This is a genomic window from Streptomyces atratus, from assembly GCF_014648655.1.
Classification (GTDB): domain Bacteria; phylum Actinomycetota; class Actinomycetes; order Streptomycetales; family Streptomycetaceae; genus Streptomyces; species Streptomyces atratus.
This window is the reverse complement of sequence record NZ_BMRN01000218.1, coordinates 1-695: the sequence shown is the minus strand read 5'-3', so window position 1 is coordinate 695 and position 695 is coordinate 1. Positions and strand designations below refer to the sequence as shown.

General features: G+C 64.3%; 1 protein-coding gene. It reads right to left on the bottom strand.

Translation table 11 applies throughout. The features are described from left to right. On the bottom strand, positions 1 to 695 hold a 695-nt coding region (locus IEZ15_RS44190), incomplete at both ends, for a reverse transcriptase/maturase family protein (protein WP_189282548.1).

Here is a 695-nt window from a genome sequence, read left to right as displayed (position 1 = left end):
AACACGTCCTGGGCGAGAAGGTAGTACTGGACCAACCCCCGGTACTCGGCCTGATACTTCGCGACGATCGTGAAGTCCTCGTCGTGCAGCAGCACACCGCGTTGTGCGGGTTGTCCCTTGCTCATGTATTGCGCGCATTTCTGCCTGATCACCTGCTTGGGCACGAACAGGCCGATCGCTCCGTTGACCGCCCGACGGTTCCGGGTGATCCTCGTGTCGGAGTGCTGGGCTCTGATCTCGTAGCCGAGGAAGTGCGCCGCCTGGCTGGTGGCGTGGGTGATCACGGTCTTGGACTCGGAGAGTTCCAGCCTGAGCTCGTCGCGCAGGAACTCGCCGATTCTCGCCTTGATCTCCTCGGCTTCGTGCTTGGGGCCGGCGAACCCCAGGAGCCAGTCGTCGGCGTAACGGACGTAGCGAAGCCGGCGGTAGTCCGGATCGTTCGGGTCCTGGCTCGGCAGGGAGCGACGTTGGAGCCGAAGCGCCTGCACCATCTCCCGGTCGCCGTGCCGTTTGGCCTTCTCGATCGCGTAACCGATGACCTGATACGCCCGGTTGGGCCGCCGACGCAGGCCCTTGTTGTACTCAGGCAAGAGAGACTGTTCGATGAACTGGTCCAGCCGGTCGAGGTAGATGTTCGAGAGGATCGGAGAGGCCACCCCGCCCTGCGGAGCACCGCTGAGCGTGGCGTGCCAGCG